General features: G+C 72.5%; 16 protein-coding genes. 8 read left to right on the top strand and 8 right to left on the bottom strand.

The window, feature by feature from the left end; all coding sequences use genetic code 11:
• Positions 1 to 222: 222 nt before the first annotated feature.
• The gene (locus ACH4KB_RS01230) at positions 223 to 1,683 is read right to left on the bottom strand and encodes a DUF3152 domain-containing protein (RefSeq protein WP_398062425.1); all 1,461 of its coding nucleotides are present in this window, start codon (positions 1,681 to 1,683) and stop codon (positions 223 to 225) included.
• A gap of 8 nt (positions 1,684 to 1,691) precedes the next feature.
• Entirely contained in the window at positions 1,692 to 2,657 is a 966-nt protein-coding gene (locus tag ACH4KB_RS01225) for an alpha/beta fold hydrolase (protein WP_398062423.1), read from the bottom strand.
• 111 nt (positions 2,658 to 2,768) lie between these two features.
• Between ACH4KB_RS01225 and ACH4KB_RS01220 the strand changes: the two genes are divergently transcribed.
• From ACH4KB_RS01220 to ACH4KB_RS01205, 4 genes are all read left to right on the top strand, one after another.
• On the top strand, positions 2,769 to 2,984 hold the full coding sequence (locus ACH4KB_RS01220; protein ID WP_398062421.1) for a hypothetical protein: 216 nt from the start codon (positions 2,769 to 2,771) through the stop codon (positions 2,982 to 2,984).
• Positions 2,985 to 3,151: 167 nt separating this feature from the next.
• Positions 3,152 to 3,793, top strand: coding sequence for a TetR/AcrR family transcriptional regulator (locus ACH4KB_RS01215; RefSeq protein WP_398062419.1), 642 nt, complete (start codon positions 3,152 to 3,154; stop codon positions 3,791 to 3,793).
• Positions 3,794 to 3,933: 140 nt separating this feature from the next.
• Positions 3,934 to 4,161 carry a DUF3107 domain-containing protein gene (locus tag ACH4KB_RS01210; RefSeq protein ID WP_010061602.1) on the top strand — a complete coding sequence of 76 codons (228 nt, stop codon included), beginning with the start codon at positions 3,934 to 3,936 and terminating at the stop codon, positions 4,159 to 4,161.
• A 211-nt stretch (positions 4,162 to 4,372) separates the two neighbouring features.
• Positions 4,373 to 4,645 carry a hypothetical protein gene (locus tag ACH4KB_RS01205; protein ID WP_398062417.1) on the top strand — a complete coding sequence of 91 codons (273 nt, stop codon included), beginning with the start codon at positions 4,373 to 4,375 and terminating at the stop codon, positions 4,643 to 4,645.
• Positions 4,646 to 4,652: 7 nt separating this feature from the next.
• Here ACH4KB_RS01205 and ACH4KB_RS01200 read toward each other — a convergent pair whose 3' ends face one another.
• Positions 4,653 to 5,399 (bottom strand): ferritin-like fold-containing protein, encoded by a 747-nt coding sequence (locus ACH4KB_RS01200; RefSeq protein WP_007446800.1) that lies wholly within the window; start codon positions 5,397 to 5,399, stop codon positions 4,653 to 4,655.
• Positions 5,400 to 5,873: 474 nt separating this feature from the next.
• Between ACH4KB_RS01200 and ACH4KB_RS01195 the strand changes: the two genes are divergently transcribed.
• Together ACH4KB_RS01195 and ACH4KB_RS01190 are read left to right on the top strand one after the other, a co-directional pair.
• Positions 5,874 to 8,084, top strand: coding sequence for a DEAD/DEAH box helicase (locus tag ACH4KB_RS01195; protein ID WP_398063312.1), 2,211 nt, complete (start codon positions 5,874 to 5,876; stop codon positions 8,082 to 8,084).
• A gap of 161 nt (positions 8,085 to 8,245) precedes the next feature.
• Positions 8,246 to 9,103 carry an alpha/beta fold hydrolase gene (locus ACH4KB_RS01190; RefSeq protein ID WP_398062415.1) on the top strand — a complete coding sequence of 286 codons (858 nt, stop codon included), beginning with the start codon at positions 8,246 to 8,248 and terminating at the stop codon, positions 9,101 to 9,103.
• Between the two features lie 76 nt (positions 9,104 to 9,179).
• Here the strand turns inward: ACH4KB_RS01190 and ACH4KB_RS01185 are convergent, their stop codons facing one another.
• Positions 9,180 to 10,091 (bottom strand): NYN domain-containing protein, encoded by a 912-nt coding sequence (locus ACH4KB_RS01185; protein ID WP_398062413.1) that lies wholly within the window; start codon positions 10,089 to 10,091, stop codon positions 9,180 to 9,182.
• 207 nt (positions 10,092 to 10,298) lie between these two features.
• Here ACH4KB_RS01185 and ACH4KB_RS01180 point away from each other — a divergent pair, with 207 nt between their 5' ends.
• A complete protein-coding gene (locus ACH4KB_RS01180) occupies positions 10,299 to 10,451 on the top strand; it encodes a hypothetical protein (RefSeq protein ID WP_097870088.1) in 153 nt (50 codons plus the stop codon).
• A gap of 113 nt (positions 10,452 to 10,564) precedes the next feature.
• Here the strand turns inward: ACH4KB_RS01180 and ACH4KB_RS01175 are convergent, their stop codons facing one another.
• The 4 genes from ACH4KB_RS01175 to ACH4KB_RS01160 all read right to left on the bottom strand — a co-directional run bounded on the left by ACH4KB_RS01175 (position 10,565) and on the right by ACH4KB_RS01160 (position 13,828).
• Complete coding sequence (locus ACH4KB_RS01175) at positions 10,565 to 11,170, bottom strand: MarC family protein (RefSeq protein ID WP_026290252.1); 606 nt, start codon at positions 11,168 to 11,170, stop codon at positions 10,565 to 10,567.
• Positions 11,171 to 11,346: 176 nt separating this feature from the next.
• Positions 11,347 to 12,213, bottom strand: coding sequence for a PHP domain-containing protein (locus ACH4KB_RS01170; protein WP_398062411.1), 867 nt, complete (start codon positions 12,211 to 12,213; stop codon positions 11,347 to 11,349).
• Between the two features lie 194 nt (positions 12,214 to 12,407).
• Positions 12,408 to 13,094, bottom strand: coding sequence for a DUF6758 family protein (locus ACH4KB_RS01165; RefSeq protein ID WP_398062409.1), 687 nt, complete (start codon positions 13,092 to 13,094; stop codon positions 12,408 to 12,410).
• 149 nt (positions 13,095 to 13,243) lie between these two features.
• The gene (locus ACH4KB_RS01160) at positions 13,244 to 13,828 is read right to left on the bottom strand and encodes a suppressor of fused domain protein (protein WP_398062407.1); all 585 of its coding nucleotides are present in this window, start codon (positions 13,826 to 13,828) and stop codon (positions 13,244 to 13,246) included.
• Between the two features lie 445 nt (positions 13,829 to 14,273).
• Here ACH4KB_RS01160 and ACH4KB_RS01155 point away from each other — a divergent pair, with 445 nt between their 5' ends.
• A complete protein-coding gene (locus ACH4KB_RS01155; protein WP_398062405.1) occupies positions 14,274 to 15,401 on the top strand; it encodes a magnesium and cobalt transport protein CorA in 1,128 nt (375 codons plus the stop codon).
• The last annotated feature ends 5 nt before the right edge of the window (positions 15,402 to 15,406 follow it).

Below are 15,406 nucleotides of genomic sequence, written 5' to 3'. Positions count from 1 at the left end.
CCTCGACTGTGGGGGGGGCCGAGTCTTTTTTAGTGGCGCGGCCCTCCGCCACCAATCATTCGCCTCGGGGGGGGGGCCCGCCGTCGTTCGCCCCCCCCCCGCCACCGAAAGGGGTGAACCGTCGTAACTTTCCCGCCCCGGTCGCGTTCCGTCGCGATACAGCGGTCGGTTGTTACGGAGAGTCAGGCCCGGGCCAGCCCTTCGCGGGCCGTGCGTGCGGGGTCAACCGGTGGGGTGCACCCAGGGGTTGGGCTTGCACTTGATGCCGTCGATCTCAAGGGTCTTGGTCTGCTGCTGCATGACCGGAGCCAGGGCGCCGGGGGTGCGGCAGTTCACGTGGTTGTGCCGCAGGCGGTGGCCGACCTCGTGGTTGATGAGCATCTGACGGTAGGGCAGCAGTTTGTCCGGGCCGAAGGTGGCGGCGCCCTGCGCCCAGCGATAGGCGTTGATCATGACGCGGTCGGTCGCGGCGGAATCGCAGGAGACGTTGTCGACCGTGGTGTCGAGACCGGACTTGGCACACCAGTCGCCGGTGGTCCCGGGGCTGGCGAGCGTGATCACGAAGTCCGGGGTCCCCGACGAGATGCGCTCGAAGGTCATCGCGCCGTTGTGCGCCCAGCTCCGGTCGTCGTTGAGCGTCTTCTGCACCGCTTCGGCGAACAGGCCGGCGTCGAGGCCGAGGCCCTTCTCCACATCGATCCGGTAGCGGTGCTTCTGCCCCTTTCCCGGGGCCTTCGCGAGCCCGGGCACCGCCTCGAACGTGCCACTCGCCCTCAGGTCCGCGGCGAGCGGAAACGGCTGCGCCATCTTCTCCGCGTACGAGAGGGGTTTGACCTCTGGTTTCGCCGAGGGCTGCTTGGGCTGGCCCGGGGTCGGGCGGTCGTCGGAGCGCGAGGCATCGTCGCCCGGGCCCTGCCGCTCCGCCTCGGCGGCGCGCGCGGCGGCCGCACGGTCGCCGGAGTCCTCGGCGACCTGCCCGGCCACCACGACCGCGAGCACGGTGGTCACCGCGGCGGCGGCGATGCCGGTGAACGTCCGCCCCTTGCCGCCCCGGGTCGGGGCGCGTTCGTCCGGCTCCCCGGCCTCGGTCCCGGTGTCGTCCACGCCGTCCGGGGCTCCGGTGGGCGGCGCGGCGGGTGCGCCCGGCGGGGCGTCGGCGTCGAAGGCGTCGACGAACTCCCGGCGCGGGCCCGGCACCGGGGCGCCGGCGGGCGTCGGCTGCTGCGCCGCCCGGCCGTCCGCGGCGCGCTGGGCCGCGCGCTGGGCGGACACCTGGCGGGCCACGGCCTGCTGCCGGGCGGCGGCGTCCTGGGGCCCGGCGGGCCCGGCGGGATACGGCCGGGCGTCGGCGGGCTTCATGTCCGGGCCGGAGTAACGGCCCGGGTGGGGCGGCTGGGGATGCGGGGCGCCGCAGGGCGCGGGGGCGCCGGGCCCTTGGTCGTAGCGGGGCACCGGTCCGGTGCCCCAGCCGCCGCCCTGCTCACGCTGTTCGGGGTGGCCGCCGCGCACCTGCGGGGCGTCGGCGGAGAACGGGCCCCGCCCGTCACCGGCCGGAGGGGGAGCGGTCCGCCTGCGCCGGCCGCCGCCGGGCGCGGGCCTCGCCTCGGCGCGTTCGCCGCCCGGTTCCGCTGCGGCCGCGTCCGGGCGGATCGCCCCGGAGCCCTTTCGACTGTGTCGTCCCACGCCCCGGATCAGCTCCCGCCGCAATCGTCCAGCAGTTCCCGGAACGCCTGGGCGACCGCCTCCGGGTACTCCATCATCGCCACGTGCCCCGCGTCGGGCAGCGTCAGCAGCCGGGCATCGCGGAAGGCCGCGGACGCCCTGCGTGCCATCCGGTACGAGACGAGCTGGTCCCGTCCGCCGTACACGAGCTGGGTCGGTGCGAGCACCCGCTCGGCCTGGCGCCACAGTCCGTGCTGGCCGCCCAGGGTGTACGCGTCGACGAGGCCCCGGGCCGAACGCGTCATCGCGTCCCAGAAGTACGGCAGCGCCAGCCGTCGCTCCATCTCGGCCACCGCGTTGCGGAAGGCTTCGTCGGAGACCCGTGCCGGATCGCCGTAACAGAGTGCCATGACTCCGCGCGTCCGCTGCTCCGCCGTCCAGCCCTTAGTCATCCGGGCGAACAGGGATGCGAGTCCCGGCACCGCGAGGAGGCCGGTCGGGACGGCGGGTCGCTGCACCCGCCACTCCGGCAGGGCGGGCGAGACCAGGGTGAGGGTGCGCACCAGGTCGGGGCGGACCGCGGCGACCCGGGTCGCGACGGCGCCGCCCAGCGAATTGCCGAACAGGTGGACGGGTCCCCGCTCCTCCGCGTCCAGCAGCCGGATCACCGCGCGGGCGTGTCCGGTCACCGAGTAATTGCCGTCGTCCGGCGGCGGCGAGTCCCCGAATCCGGGCAGGTCGACCGCCTCGCCGTCGACCAGGTCGGACAGCAGCGGCATCAGCGCGGACCAGTTCTGCGACGAGCCGCCGAGCCCGTGCACGTACAGCGCGGGGGGCAGTCCGGTCCGGTCGCCCGGCCGGCAGCGGACGTTCAGGCCGATCCCCGGCAGCGAGACGGAGCGCAGCCGTTCGCCGTCGGCGACCCGGACGGCACTGACCGTGGGAGCCACCGCGGCGGCGGCGGCCTGGACACCCGGCAGCTCGGTCGAAGACATACGGCAATGTTACGAGACGATCACGCCCCCCTTCATGTGTTCGCCGTCACAGGCCGCATCGCGGGGTAGACGGGTAGCTCCTACGCTTCAGGAAAGGAAGGGAGCTGCGACATGACGGTCGACCCGAGCGACCCGGACACCTTCGAGAACGCCGAACCGGACGAGGCGGGGCCCGAGGCTCCGGAGGCGGACGCCGCCGAGCAGCGTACGGATGTCCGGCCCGAGGACGACGAACGGGCGGAGAGCGTCGATCCGGACACCGCCAATGAGGCCGACGTGGCGGAACAGCGCAGGGTGGTCCCCTTGGATGAGGACGATTACCGGTAGTACGCCCCGGTTTGCTCACGACCAGGGAGAACTGTGGCTTCCACAGCCGTCCGGTCCATGAAATTCTGCGTCCGCGCCGCGCACAGCCGGGTTACCCAAAAGTACGATGGCTGTACGGCGCAGCGTGCACGGACCGGTTGTGCTGGAACACATATTTGGGAGGCGGCGTGACAGCCATCGAGCAGACAGAGGCCGCGCGCCCGCGGGGTACACGCCTTCCCCGCCGCGCCCGGCGCAATCAGCTGCTGGGCGCCGCACAGGAGGTCTTCGTCGCGCAGGGCTACCACTCCGCCGCGATGGACGACATCGCCGAGCGGGCCGGAGTCAGCAAGCCGGTGCTCTACCAGCACTTCCCCGGAAAGCTGGAGCTCTACCTGGCCCTGCTCGACCAGCACTGCGAGTCCCTGCTCCAGGCGGTGCGCACGGCACTGGCCTCCACGACGGACAACAAGCTGCGCGTCGAGGCGACCATGGACGCCTACTTCGCGTACGTGGAGGACGAGGGCGGCGCGTTCCGGCTGGTCTTCGAGTCCGACCTGACCAACGAGCCCGCCGTGCGCGAGCGGGTCGACCGGGTGTCCCTCCAGTGCGCCGAGGCCATCTCCGACGTGATCGCCGGGGACACCGGCCTGTCCAAGGACGAGTCCATGCTGCTGGCCGTGGGCCTCGGCGGCGTCTCCCAGGTGGTGGCGCGCTACTGGCTCTCCAGCCGGTCCGCCATCCCCCGCGACACGGCCGTCCAGCTCCTCACCTCGCTGGCCTGGCGGGGTATCGCGGGCTTCCCGCTGCACGGGACCGAGCAGAGCTGAGCCCTCCGGCGGAGAGCGCCTGACGCCGTGTTCGCTGCGGGCGTTGCCGGTCGGGCCCTGAGCCCCGCTCCCGCCGGGCTAGTGTGGCTGCGTACGGCGCGGTTCGCCGCGCAAGGACTGACCGTCGGAGGGACATAGCCGTGGAGGTCAAGATCGGGGTGCAGCACACGCCCCGCGAGATCGTTCTGGAGAGCGGGCTTTCCGCCGAGGACGTCGAGAGCGCGGTCGCCGCTGCACTGGGCGGCAAGGCGGAGCTGCTCAGCCTCACGGACGACAAGGGCCGCAAGGTCCTGGTGCCGGCCGACCGGATCGCGTATGTGGAGATCGGTGAGCCGACCACCCGGCGGGTGGGGTTCGGGGCGCTGTAGTCCACCGGACGCGTTGATCACAGGAGCGGCCCGGCGGGGGAAGTCCCCGCCGGGCCGCTCCCGCGTCGGGTGCTTCGGGCGCGGCTCTCCGCCCGCCCCGGATCCCGTACGGGTCGGAACGGTCCGCTGGAGGGTTGCTTCTCACAGGCTGGGGGTAGTACCGCCTACGACCGATTTGCCCGCCCCGCACACCCCCGCGAGGTGATCCTCTGTGATCTGGGAATCCTTCGGCGCCGCCGTCCTCGGACTCGCCCTGTCCTGGGCGGCGCTCCGATCACTGGCCGACCGACTTCCGTCCGGCCGTGCGGTCTATCCCACGGGCGCGCTGGGCGCCCTGTTCGGCGCGTATCTGACGCATGCCGCGCTGGGCACCGGCCATGTCCTGACGACGCTGATCGGAGCCGTGTCCGTCGGGGCGGTGACGCTGTCGCTCCTGATCCGACCACGCGGCCGCCACCTCGCCCGGTCGGCGGCGGCCCAGTAGCGGGGTGTTACGCGGCCAGTCCCAGCGCGGCCATCCGCTTGGTGTGGGCCTCGGTGATCCGGGAGAACATCCGGCCCACCTCGGCCAGGTCGAAGCCGTCCGCGACGCCGCCCACCAGCATCGTCGAGAGGGCGTCGCGGTCGGCGACCACCCGCTGGGCCTGCGACAGCGCCTCGCCCATCAGCCGACGCGCCCACAGTGCGAGCCGTCCGCCGAGCCGCGGGTCGGCCTCGATCGCGGCGCGCACCTTCTCCACGGCGAAGTTCCCATGGCCCGTGTCGTCGAGCACGGACAGCACCAGGGACCGGGTGTCGGTGTCGAGCCGGGCCGCGACCTCACGGTAGAAGTCGCTCGCGATCGAGTCGCCGACGTACGCCTTGACCAGGCCCTCCAGCCAGTCGGACGGCGCCGTCTGGCGATGGAAGTCGTCGAGCGCCTTGGCGAACGGCTCCATCGCGGCGGTCGGGTCCTCGTCCACGGCGGTGAGCCGCTGGTTGAGCTGCTCGAAGTGGTGGAACTCGGCGGCGGCCATCTTCGCCAGCTCCGCCTTGTCGCCGAGTGTCGGCGCGAGCTTCGCGTCCTCCGCCAGCCGCTCGAAGGCCGCCAGCTCTCCGTAGGCGAGGGCGCCGAGCAGGTCCACGACCGCGGCGCGGTACTGCGGGTCGGCTGCCGCGGTGGCCCAGTCCTGGGCGGCGATCCCGGTGGCTGCGGAAGCTTCGGCGGGGGTCTCAGTGGCGTGGTCAGGCGTCTCCATGAACGGAACGATAGCCCGCTCCGGGCGGGGCGGAAGGGCCTGGTCAGCCAGGGGCCTCATACCGTTCCGATGAATTCGTCCAACACACATGCGCGAATCCGGGGTACAGTGGTATTGCGCTTACTGAGCACTGTGCTGTGCCAGAGGCGCGCCCTTGAATGAGGATGCCCGGTCGGTGGCCCGATCGGCTCCGACCCGACAGCCCTCCACGCGGTGCGTACGACACGTACGACCGCAGCTGAGGGGCCCCCTCAGCGGCACGAGCGCTCGAGCGACGGCAGTGGTCCCGCGCCACCCGGCCCATCCACGGCCGGATGACCAACCCCGGCACGGTACGACCCCCAGCGTTCGCCTCGGACCGCGTCTCACAGAAGAGGCAGCACCCTGACTACGTTCCGCGACCTCGGTATTCTTTCCGAGACGGCCGAAGCCCTTGAGGCTGTCGGCATCACGTCCCCCTTCCCCATCCAGGAGCTGACGCTCCCCGTAGCCCTCTCCGGCTCCGACGTCATCGGCCAGGCCAAGACCGGCACCGGCAAGACGCTCGGCTTCGGTCTTCCGCTCCTGGAGCGCGTGACCGTCCCCGCCGACGTCGAGGCGGGCCGCGCCAAGCCCGAGCAGCTGACCGACGCGCCGCAGGCGCTCGTCGTCGTCCCCACCCGCGAGCTGTGCCAGCAGGTCACCAACGACCTGCTCACGGCCGGCAAGGTCCGTAACGTCCGCGTTCTCGCGATCTACGGCGGCCGGGCGTACGAGCCCCAGGTCGAGGCCCTCAAGAAGGGCGTCGACGTGATCGTCGGCACCCCGGGCCGTCTCCTGGACCTGGCGGGCCAGCGCAAGCTCGACCTCTCCCACATCCGCGGGCTCGTCCTCGACGAGGCCGACGAGATGCTGGACCTGGGCTTCCTGCCCGACGTCGAGCGCATCATCACGATGCTGCCGCCCAAGCGCCAGACGATGCTGTTCTCGGCCACCATGCCCGGCGCCGTCATCAGCCTCGCGCGCCGCTACATGTCGCAGCCGACGCACATCAACGCCACGTCGCCCGACGACGAGGGCACGACCGTGAAGAACACGGTCCAGCACGTCTACCGCGCCCACAACATGGACAAGCCAGAGATGCTCTCGCGCATCCTCCAGGCCGACGGCCGCGGGCTCGCGATGATCTTCTGCCGTACGAAGCGCACGGCCGCCGACATCGCCGAGCAGCTGGAGAAGCGCGGCTTCGCCTCCGGCGCGGTCCACGGCGACCTCGGCCAGGGCGCCCGCGAGCAGGCGCTGCGCGCCTTCCGCAACGGCAAGGTCGACGTCCTGGTCTGCACCGACGTCGCCGCGCGCGGTATCGATGTCGAGGGTGTGACCCACGTCATCAACTACCAGTCGCCGGAGGACGAGAAGACCTACCTCCACCGCATCGGGCGCACCGGCCGCGCGGGCGCCAAGGGCATCGCGATCACGCTGGTCGACTGGGACGACATCCCGCGCTGGCAGCTGATCAACAAGGCCCTGGACCTGAAGTTCCCGGACCCGCCCGAGACGTACTCCACCTCGCCGCACCTCTTCGAGGAGCTCGGCATCCCGGCGGGCACCAAGGGTGTGCTGCCGCGCGCCGAGCGGACCCGTGCCGGTCTGCGCGCGGAGGAGGTCGAGGACCTCGGCGAGACCGGCGGCCGCGGCCGCAAGGCCGCCGCCGCACCGGCCCCCGCCCGTGAGGAGCGCGAGCCCCGCACCCGTACTCCGCGTCAGCGCCGCCGCACCCGTGGTGGCTCCGCGGCGGAGGAGGGCACCGCGACGGTGCCCGCACCCGCCAAGGAGGCCGCTCCGGCCGCACCGGCCGGTACCGAGACGTCCGACGACGCTCCGCGTACGCCGCGCCGTCGCCGCCGTACCCGCGTCAGCGCCCCCGAGGCCGTCACCGAGGCGGCCGTGGCGGTCGCCGAGGCTCCGGTGGTTCCCGCTCCGGTGGCCGAGGCCGCGCCCGTGATCGAGGTCGCACCGGTGGCCGAGGCCGCGCCGGTGGCCGAGCCGGTCGCGGAGGCCGTGCCGGAGACCAAGCCGCGCCGCCGTCGCAGCCGCGCCGTCGTGAAGCCGGCGACCGAGGAGACGGCTTCGCCCGTCGCCGCGGCTCCGGCCACGCCGGCCCCGGCCGAGTTCCAGACCGTGGCCGTCGCCGCGGGCGTCGCGGAGCCGGTCGCCGAGCCGAAGGCCGTCAAGCCGCGCCGCCGCACCCGGATCGTGAAGCCGGCCGACGAGGTCGACTTCCAGATCGCCCCGGCCGCCGAGCCGGAGCCCGACGTGAAGACGCGTCGTCGTCCGGCCCGCGCCACGGCGAAGACCACGTCGGCCGAGCCGAAGGCCCGGGCGACCAGGACGACGAAGTCCCGGGCCAAGGCGGAGACCGCGGAGACCACGGAGAAGGTCACCGCGAAGGCCGCGGCGAAGAAGGCCACCGCGAAGGCGGTAGCCGTCGAGCAGCCCGCCGTCGAGGCCCCGGCCGCCGAGCCGGACGCCAAGCCGCGCCGCCGCCGCGCCACCCGCAGCGTCACCTCGACCGCGACCCAGGAGGCCGCCGTGGTCTCCGAGGCCGAGGCCGTGGTGAGCGAGGCCGCCGCCGAGACGAAGCCGCGCCGCCGTCGCGCCACCCGCCCGGCGGGCAAGGCGTCGGCGACGACGACCGAGAGCTGACGCTCCCGGCGACACAGCACCACCTACGGCCCCGGCCCCCGCGCACGCGGGGGCCGGGGCCGTTCCGCTGCCCGGTGCCACCGTGAGGGCCTCCCGGCGCTTCTCGTCGGATGAGCTGCCCCGTGAGGCGAGGACTGGTGCCCCGGGGATAGCCTCGCCGTATGAGCCGCCCGCCCACCTTCGCCCCGCCGCCCTGTGCCCGCGCCCGTGTCCTTGAGACCGAGCGCGGCGACTTCGCCGTCCTGGACGCCGTACCGCGTACCCCGGAACGGGCCACCGCCCTGCTGCTGCCCGGGTACACCGGCAGCAAGGAGGACTTCATCGCGCTGCTGGAGCCGCTGTGCGCGGCGGGCTACCGGGTGGTCGCGGTGGACGGCCGGGGGCAGTACGAATCGAAGGGGACTGACCGTCAGGAAATGTACTCCCAGGGCGAGTTGGCGCGTGACGTGCTGGCGCAGGCGGCTGCCCTGGGCGGCGGGGACGGTCGGCTGCACCTGCTCGGGCACTCGCTCGGCGGTCAGATCGCCCGCGCCGCCGTGCTGCTGGACGCCACCCCGTTCCGCTCGCTGACGCTGATGTCCTCGGGTCCGGCCGAGGTCGTCGCGGCCCAGCGGGACAAGGTGAGGATGCTGAGCGACGCGTTGTCCGTGCTGTCCATGGACGAGGTGTGGGAGGCGATGCGGGCCCTCGATCCGCCGCAGGACGCGGACACCGGCGACGGGGCGGACATGCGTCACCGCTGGCTCGCCCACCACCCGGCCCAGTTGATCGCCACGGGGGCCCAACTGGCCGCCGAACCGGACCGGGTGGACGAGCTGGCCGCCGTCGGCCTGCCCGTCCACGTCCTGTCCGGGGAGCGCGACGACGTGTGGCCGGTGGAGCTGTTCGACTCCATGGCGCGGCGTCTCGGCGCCCACCGCACCACGATCGCCGGGGCCGAGCACTCCCCCAACACCGCCCGCCCGCTGGAGACCGCGAAGGCGCTGGCCGCGTTCTGGGACGGTCTGCCGGCCGCCTGACGCGCCGGCGACGCCCCCCCCGACGCGTCCCGCCGGCCGTCGGAGGCGCCGCCACCGGCCAGCCGCCCCGCTTCTGTCAGTACTGCGACTGCAGGTGCTGCCAGAAGCCGTCGCGGAGCGCCCGTCGCAGATGCGCGTGGCCGCGCAGCGAGTGCTGGAGCAGGCGTTCCGCCTCCACCAGCAGGTCCTGGTCGACGGAGCCCGGCAGATAGGGGTGGCCGGGCAGCAGGTCGGCCAGGGACTCCCGGCCGCGCGCGGCGAGCCAGGCGGCCGCGATCTGTGCGCCGACGAAGCGGACGTCCTCCCGGGAGGGGGCCGGGCTGTCGTCCTCGTACGTGGTGACGGGCCGCCGTGTGACGTAGGGGCGGCAGAAGTCGAGTTCGAAGGTGCGCTGGCTGTCGACCTCCCACAGCAGCGGTTCGGCCTGGTTGCGTCCTTCGGCGGCCTCGATGCCCCAGAGGTGCACCCGCGCCCCGTAGCCCTGCGCGGCCTCGACCGCCGAGACCAGGTCCTCGTCACCGCCGACGAGCGCCGCGTCGCTGATGGCGCGGTGCCGGGCGAGGGATTCGAGGTCGGTGCGGATGAGCGAGTCGACGCCCTTCTGCTGGTTGTTGGCGTTGAGGTTGCCGAGCCGCACCTTGACGTCGGGGAGTTCGGCGATGGCCTGCTGCTCGGTGGTGTGGATGCGGCGGCGGGCCCCGTCGTACCAGTAGACGCGCAGCAGCCTGCTGTCCGCGAAGATCGTGCGGGCCTTGTCGATGAAGGCCTCGATCAGCCCTTCGGCGTCGAGGTCGAAGGAGCGCCGGTCCTCGGTGCCGGTGACGAGCAGCCCGGCCGCGGCGTACACATAGCCGGCGTCCACGAAGATGGCGTGCGTCGACGGGGTCTTGGAGACCTCGATGAGCATCCGCTGGAGCAGCTCGTTGGTGCGGTCCAGGCGGGCGCCGAGACCGGCTCCGCCGAAGGACTGCGGGTCCGCCTCGTTCATGCGAACCTCATGGTCTGTGGTGGCGTGACTACCAACGGGTACTTAGACATCCAAAAAATTTCCTTAGCGTAGGGAATGTTTGCAGGGGGCAAGCCGTTGTCACCCATGTGGAACGCGAGGGAAACCTCGCGTTCCTAGTCTTGCCGGTGGGACGCCCCACCGGCGCCAGCAGTTCTCCAGCAGGAGGATCAGACGAAGGGAAGCCCTATGCGCTTCGAGATCATGCGACTCGACGACGTCGACGGTACCGCCGTGGACAGCACCGTCGTGGACGCCGCCTCCGTCAACCGGATCGTGCAGCAGGCCGCGGCGACGGGCCAGCGCCTCTACATCCGGCCGGCCGACAGTTCGGCTTCGTAACGCATCTGGGCTCACGACGCCTGACGAGGCCCCGCGCCTCACCGCATTGCGCCGCTAAAGACGAAGCGCCCCCGCACGGAACGTCCGTGCGGGGGCGCTGTGGTGCGTGGGGGTCAGGAGGTCTGGATGACCTGGGTGACGCCGTTGATGATCTGCTGGACGGCGATGGCGGAGAGCATCATGCCGGCGAGCCGGGTCACCAGCACCACGCCGCCGTCCTTGATCACGCGGATGATGACCAGCGAGTAGCGCATGGCCAGCCAGAGCACCACGTGCATGGCGACGATCGCGGACCACACCGAGAGCTGGCCGCCCACGCCGTCCGCGTGCTGCACCGCGAGGATGACCGAGACGATCGCGCCGGGCCCGGCGAGCAGCGGCATGCCCAGCGGTACGAGCGCCACATTGACGTCCTTGGTCTGCGTCGGCTCGTCCGTCTTGCCGGTCAGCAGGTCGAGCGCGATGAGCAGCAGCAGGAGTCCGCCCGCGATCATCAGGGCGGGCACGGAGACATGCAGATAGTCGAGGATCTGCTGACCGAGCAGACCGAAGACGGCGATCACGCCGAACGCGACCATGACCGCCTGGAGCGCCATCTTGCGCTGCACCTTGGCGGGGCGGCCCGCGGTGAGCGCGAGGAAGATCGGCGTGATCCCGGGCGGGTCCATGATCACAAATAGGGTGAGAAAAAGGGATCCGAAGACAGCGACGTCGAACACAGTGAGCCTTGCGAGAGAAGAGCGGGCGGTACGGAGGTGGCGCGGGGTCCGGGCGGCGGCCGTCGCCGTGTCGGGCACGCGGCGGTACGCACAGGGGCGCGCGGGGAGTGAGGAAGGTGGTGCGGTGGAAGTGGGCGGGGTCAGGAGCTGTTCGGCCGTTATCCGCCGGACGCCGCCTACCGGGGACCGGCTCCGCCGGCGCCCGGCACCGGGAAGGCTCCCGTGGCGCGCCGGGTGATCTCGCCGTAGATCTCGGGGTCGGTGGTGCACGCGCCGAGCTCGACGGCCTTCCGGGTGCCGTGGTAGTCGCTGGAGCCGGTGGTGAGCAGCCCCAGCTCGCGGGCGAGGCCGCGCAGTCGGGCCCGGGTGGGCTCGTCGTGGTCCATGTGGTCGACCTCGACGCCGTCGAGACCGGCTTCGGCGAGCGCGACGATCGTGGACTCGGGGACCACCGCGCCGCGTTTCACGGCGGCCGGGTGGGCGAAGACGGTGACCCCGCCCGCCGCCTTCACCAGGCGGACCGCCTCGAAGGGGTCGAACTCGTGCTTCTCCGCGTACGCCCGGCCGCCGGTACCCAGCCAGTCGGGCGTGAAGGCGTCGGAGACGGTGGGCACGACGCCGAGTTCGACGAGGGCGGCGGCGACGTGCGGTCGGCCGACCGAGCCGTCCCCGGCGATGCGGGCGACCTGCTCCCAGGTGATAGGGACGTCGAGGGCGCGCAGCTTGCGGACCATCTCCTGCGCGCGCGGCACCCGGTCGTCGCGGACGAGTTCGCGGGCGCGCTCCAGCTCGGCGTCGGCGGGGTCGAAGAGGTAGGCCAGCATGTGCAGGCCCACGCCGTCGACGCGGCAGGAGAGTTCGGCGCCGGTGACGAGGGTGAGCCCCTCGGGCAGCGCGTCGATGGCCTGCTTGTGGCCGCCCACGGTGTCGTGGTCGGTGAGCGCGACGACGTCCAGCCCCGCGGCGGCGGCGTTAGCGACCAGCTCGGCGGGGGTGTCCGTGCCGTCCGACGCGGTGGAGTGGGTGTGCAGGTCGATGCGCACGACGCTTGACTCCGGGGCTCGCGGGCGGACGGGGGACCGCTCAAGGATAACCGCCGCGCGCCGGGCGCCCGGCCGCTCCCGGGCCCCACTCCCGGACCCCACTCCCGGGCCCCGCTCGCGGACCCCGCTCCCGGGCCCCGCTCGCGGACCCCGCTCCCGGGCCCGCGCCGGAGCCGCGCCCGCCGCCGGCGGGCTCACGGCCCCCGCTGCTCGCCCGTCGCCTGCCGGGGCGGCCCCTCGGGTGCGGTGAGCAGGCGGGGGGTGAGCGCACCGCAGGGGACGAGGTCCACCTCTCCCCCGGCGTCCCGCAGGTCGGTCAGCACCAGCTCGTCGTACATCAGCAGCCCCGACTGCTCGGGCCACAGGATCGCCCAGAGCCACAGCCCGCGCGCCTCGCCCGCGAAGACGGCGCGGTCCGACGGAGCGTTCCTGACGTGCCAGAGGGGGGTGGGGCGGCCGGCGGCGTGGACCTTGGCGTCGGGGGCGGAGTCGACGTCCAGGTGGAGGCCGGGGTCCGGGCCGTCGATTCCCGCGTACCGGGCTCCGAGCCCGACGCCCAGCTCCTCGGCGACCAGCAGCAGCTCGCCCATCCCGCCCAGCGGTCCGGGCCCGGAGCAGGCCACGGCGCTCGCCCGGCCGCCGCTGCGGTCGTCGCCCGCACTGGCGACCCCGGTGAACAGCCAGCCCACGGGGAGCGGCCAGGGCATCCAGACGGGGACCTGAGCGCGGTGCACCACGACGCCGAGACCTTCGACGCTCGGCGGGATGACCGGCTGCATCGGATGGACCTGGCCGTGCACGGAGCACTGCCAGGCGTCGGCGAAGAGACCGGGCGCCCTGACCCGGCCACCGCACTTCGGGCAACTGGGTTCGCCCCTCATAGGAACCAACCGTCCTCCCCGCCGGTCCCCGCGTCAAGGACGATCACCCGTCCGCAGTGTGGCCCCGACCCACGAGGCCGAGGAGCTGGAGCCGGTCCACGCACGGGAGGACGGCGTGGCGGTCTTCGCCGGCTGACCTCCCGGGCCGGTCAGTCCAGCGGTACGGACGTGCGCAGCGGGTCGCGCAGGTCCGTACCGTGCGTCAGCCACCGCTCCTGGAGCTCCTGCGCGCCGCGCACCCGCTTCCAGGCGGCCTCGTTGTGCGTCATCGGCAGCAGCGGCAGGAAGCGCACCGGGTCCATCGGCTCGTCCAGCTCCAGATCCTCCACCAGACCACCGGACTCCGCGACCAGCACCGAGGTGAACGGCGCCCCGGTCCACAGCGGCTCCCCCAGGTCCAGCGAGGCGCCGGCGGCCACGATCAACCCCTCGACCTGCGGGGAAGCGGCCAGCACGGCGAGCGGGCGCAGCACCTGGTCGGTGTCGGCGATTCCGCCCCGTACGGAGTGGATCAGCTCGGCCCGGGGGCCCTCCACCGGGTCGGCGAGCGGGGAGGTGGGGTCGGCCATCGGCCGGCCGGACATGCCGAGCGTCGCGTAGCGCACCACGTCGCCGTCGAGGAAGCGCAGTACCTCGATGCGGTCGGTGCCCAGGAACGTCACGTCGGCGCGGGCGTCGGGTTCCCCGAGGGCGGAGATGAGCCGGGCCTCGACCAGAGCGAGAATTTCTGCCATGCCGCGAGCATAGATCGCGTAGGGAATGGGCAAAGTACGGGATTGGGCCTTGGGCGGCTGATAGCCTGGCCGCCGGTCGGGACAGCACGCAGAAGCGTTGCTCTTCTTCGTCCCGACGACATGTCGTCCCCCACGGGGGACCGGCCGGAGGAGGTGGGGACTGCTATGGATCCAAGTCGACCGTGCAGTACCAACCGCTCCTCCGCGCCCCGTATTCACCGTTGATCCGACGCCTCGTCGGTCGCCCGGTGCCGACATCGCCGTCGTATCCGGATGACTCCCCGACAGCAGTTCGCGCGACGGAAGAGCCCTTCGTTTTTGCCTGTCTGTAGCGAACGCCGTCATCGCGCCCGCGCGGTGCCGCCCGCTTTGCGGACGTGACCGCACGTCCTCGTTCCGGGCTGTTCCACGCCCTCGCCGACGGCCCTCCGTGAAGGAGCCAGCCATGTCGATGATCCGTGACCTGCGCGCCGCCGTGCGCCCGTCCCTGCGTACGTCCCTCCGCAAGAACAGCGCCCCCTACAGCGCGTACGACACCACCCGCGACCCGTCCGCCTCCAGCGCGGTCGTCGACTGCGCCGTCTACCGCGACGGCCGCCGACTGGTGACGCCCGCGACCCCGACGCCGCACGAGGCGATGCTCCAGGTGCGGGAGGAGGGCGGCTTCGCGTGGATCGGTCTGCACGAGCCGACCGAGGCCGAATTCGCGGGCATCGCCCGGGAGTTCGGGCTGCACCCGCTGGCCGTCGAGGACGCCGTCCACGCCCACCAGCGGCCCAAGCTGGAGCGCTACGACGACACGCTGTTCACCGTCTTCAAGACGATCCACTACGTGGAGCACGCCGAACTGACCGCGACCAGCGAGGTCGTGGAGACCGGCGAGGTGATGTGCTTCACCGGGCGGGACTTCGTCATCACCGTCCGGCACGGCGGCCAGGGCTCCCTGCGCGCCCTGCGCCACCGACTCCAGGACGATCCGGAGCTGCTCGCCAAGGGCCCCTCCGCCGTGCTGCACGCCATCGCCGACCATGTGGTCGACGGGTACATCGCGGTGGCCGAGGCGGTGCAGGACGACATCGACGAGGTGGAGATCGATGTCTTCTCCACCCCGGCCAAGGGCAGCCCGCGCGGTTCGGACGCGGGCCGCATCTACCAGCTCAAGCGCGAGGTGCTGGAGTTCAAGCGGGCCGTCTCGCCACTGCTGCGGCCGATGCAGCTGCTGAGCGAGCGCCCGATGCGGCTGATCGACCCGGACATCCAGAAGTACTTCCGCGACGTCGCCGACCACCTCGCCCGGGTCCAGGAAGAGGTCCTCGGCTTCGACGAACTGCTGAACTCGATCCTCCAGGCGAATCTGGCGCAGGCGACCGTCACGCAGAACGAGGACATGCGCAAGATCACCTCCTGGGCGGCGATCATCGCCGTGCCGACGATGATCTGCGGTGTCTACGGCATGAACTTCGACCACATGCCCGAGCTCCAGTGGAAGTACGGCTATCCGCTGGTGCTCGGCGTCATCGGGGTGGTCTGTTTCTCCATCCACCGCATCCTCAAGCGCAACGGCTGGCTCTGAGCCCC

Source organism: Streptomyces sp. NPDC017520 (assembly GCF_044329855.1).
Taxonomy (GTDB): domain Bacteria; phylum Actinomycetota; class Actinomycetes; order Streptomycetales; family Streptomycetaceae; genus Streptomyces.
The sequence above is the reverse complement of the archived record's forward strand: the minus strand, read 5'-3'. Positions and strand labels throughout refer to the sequence as shown.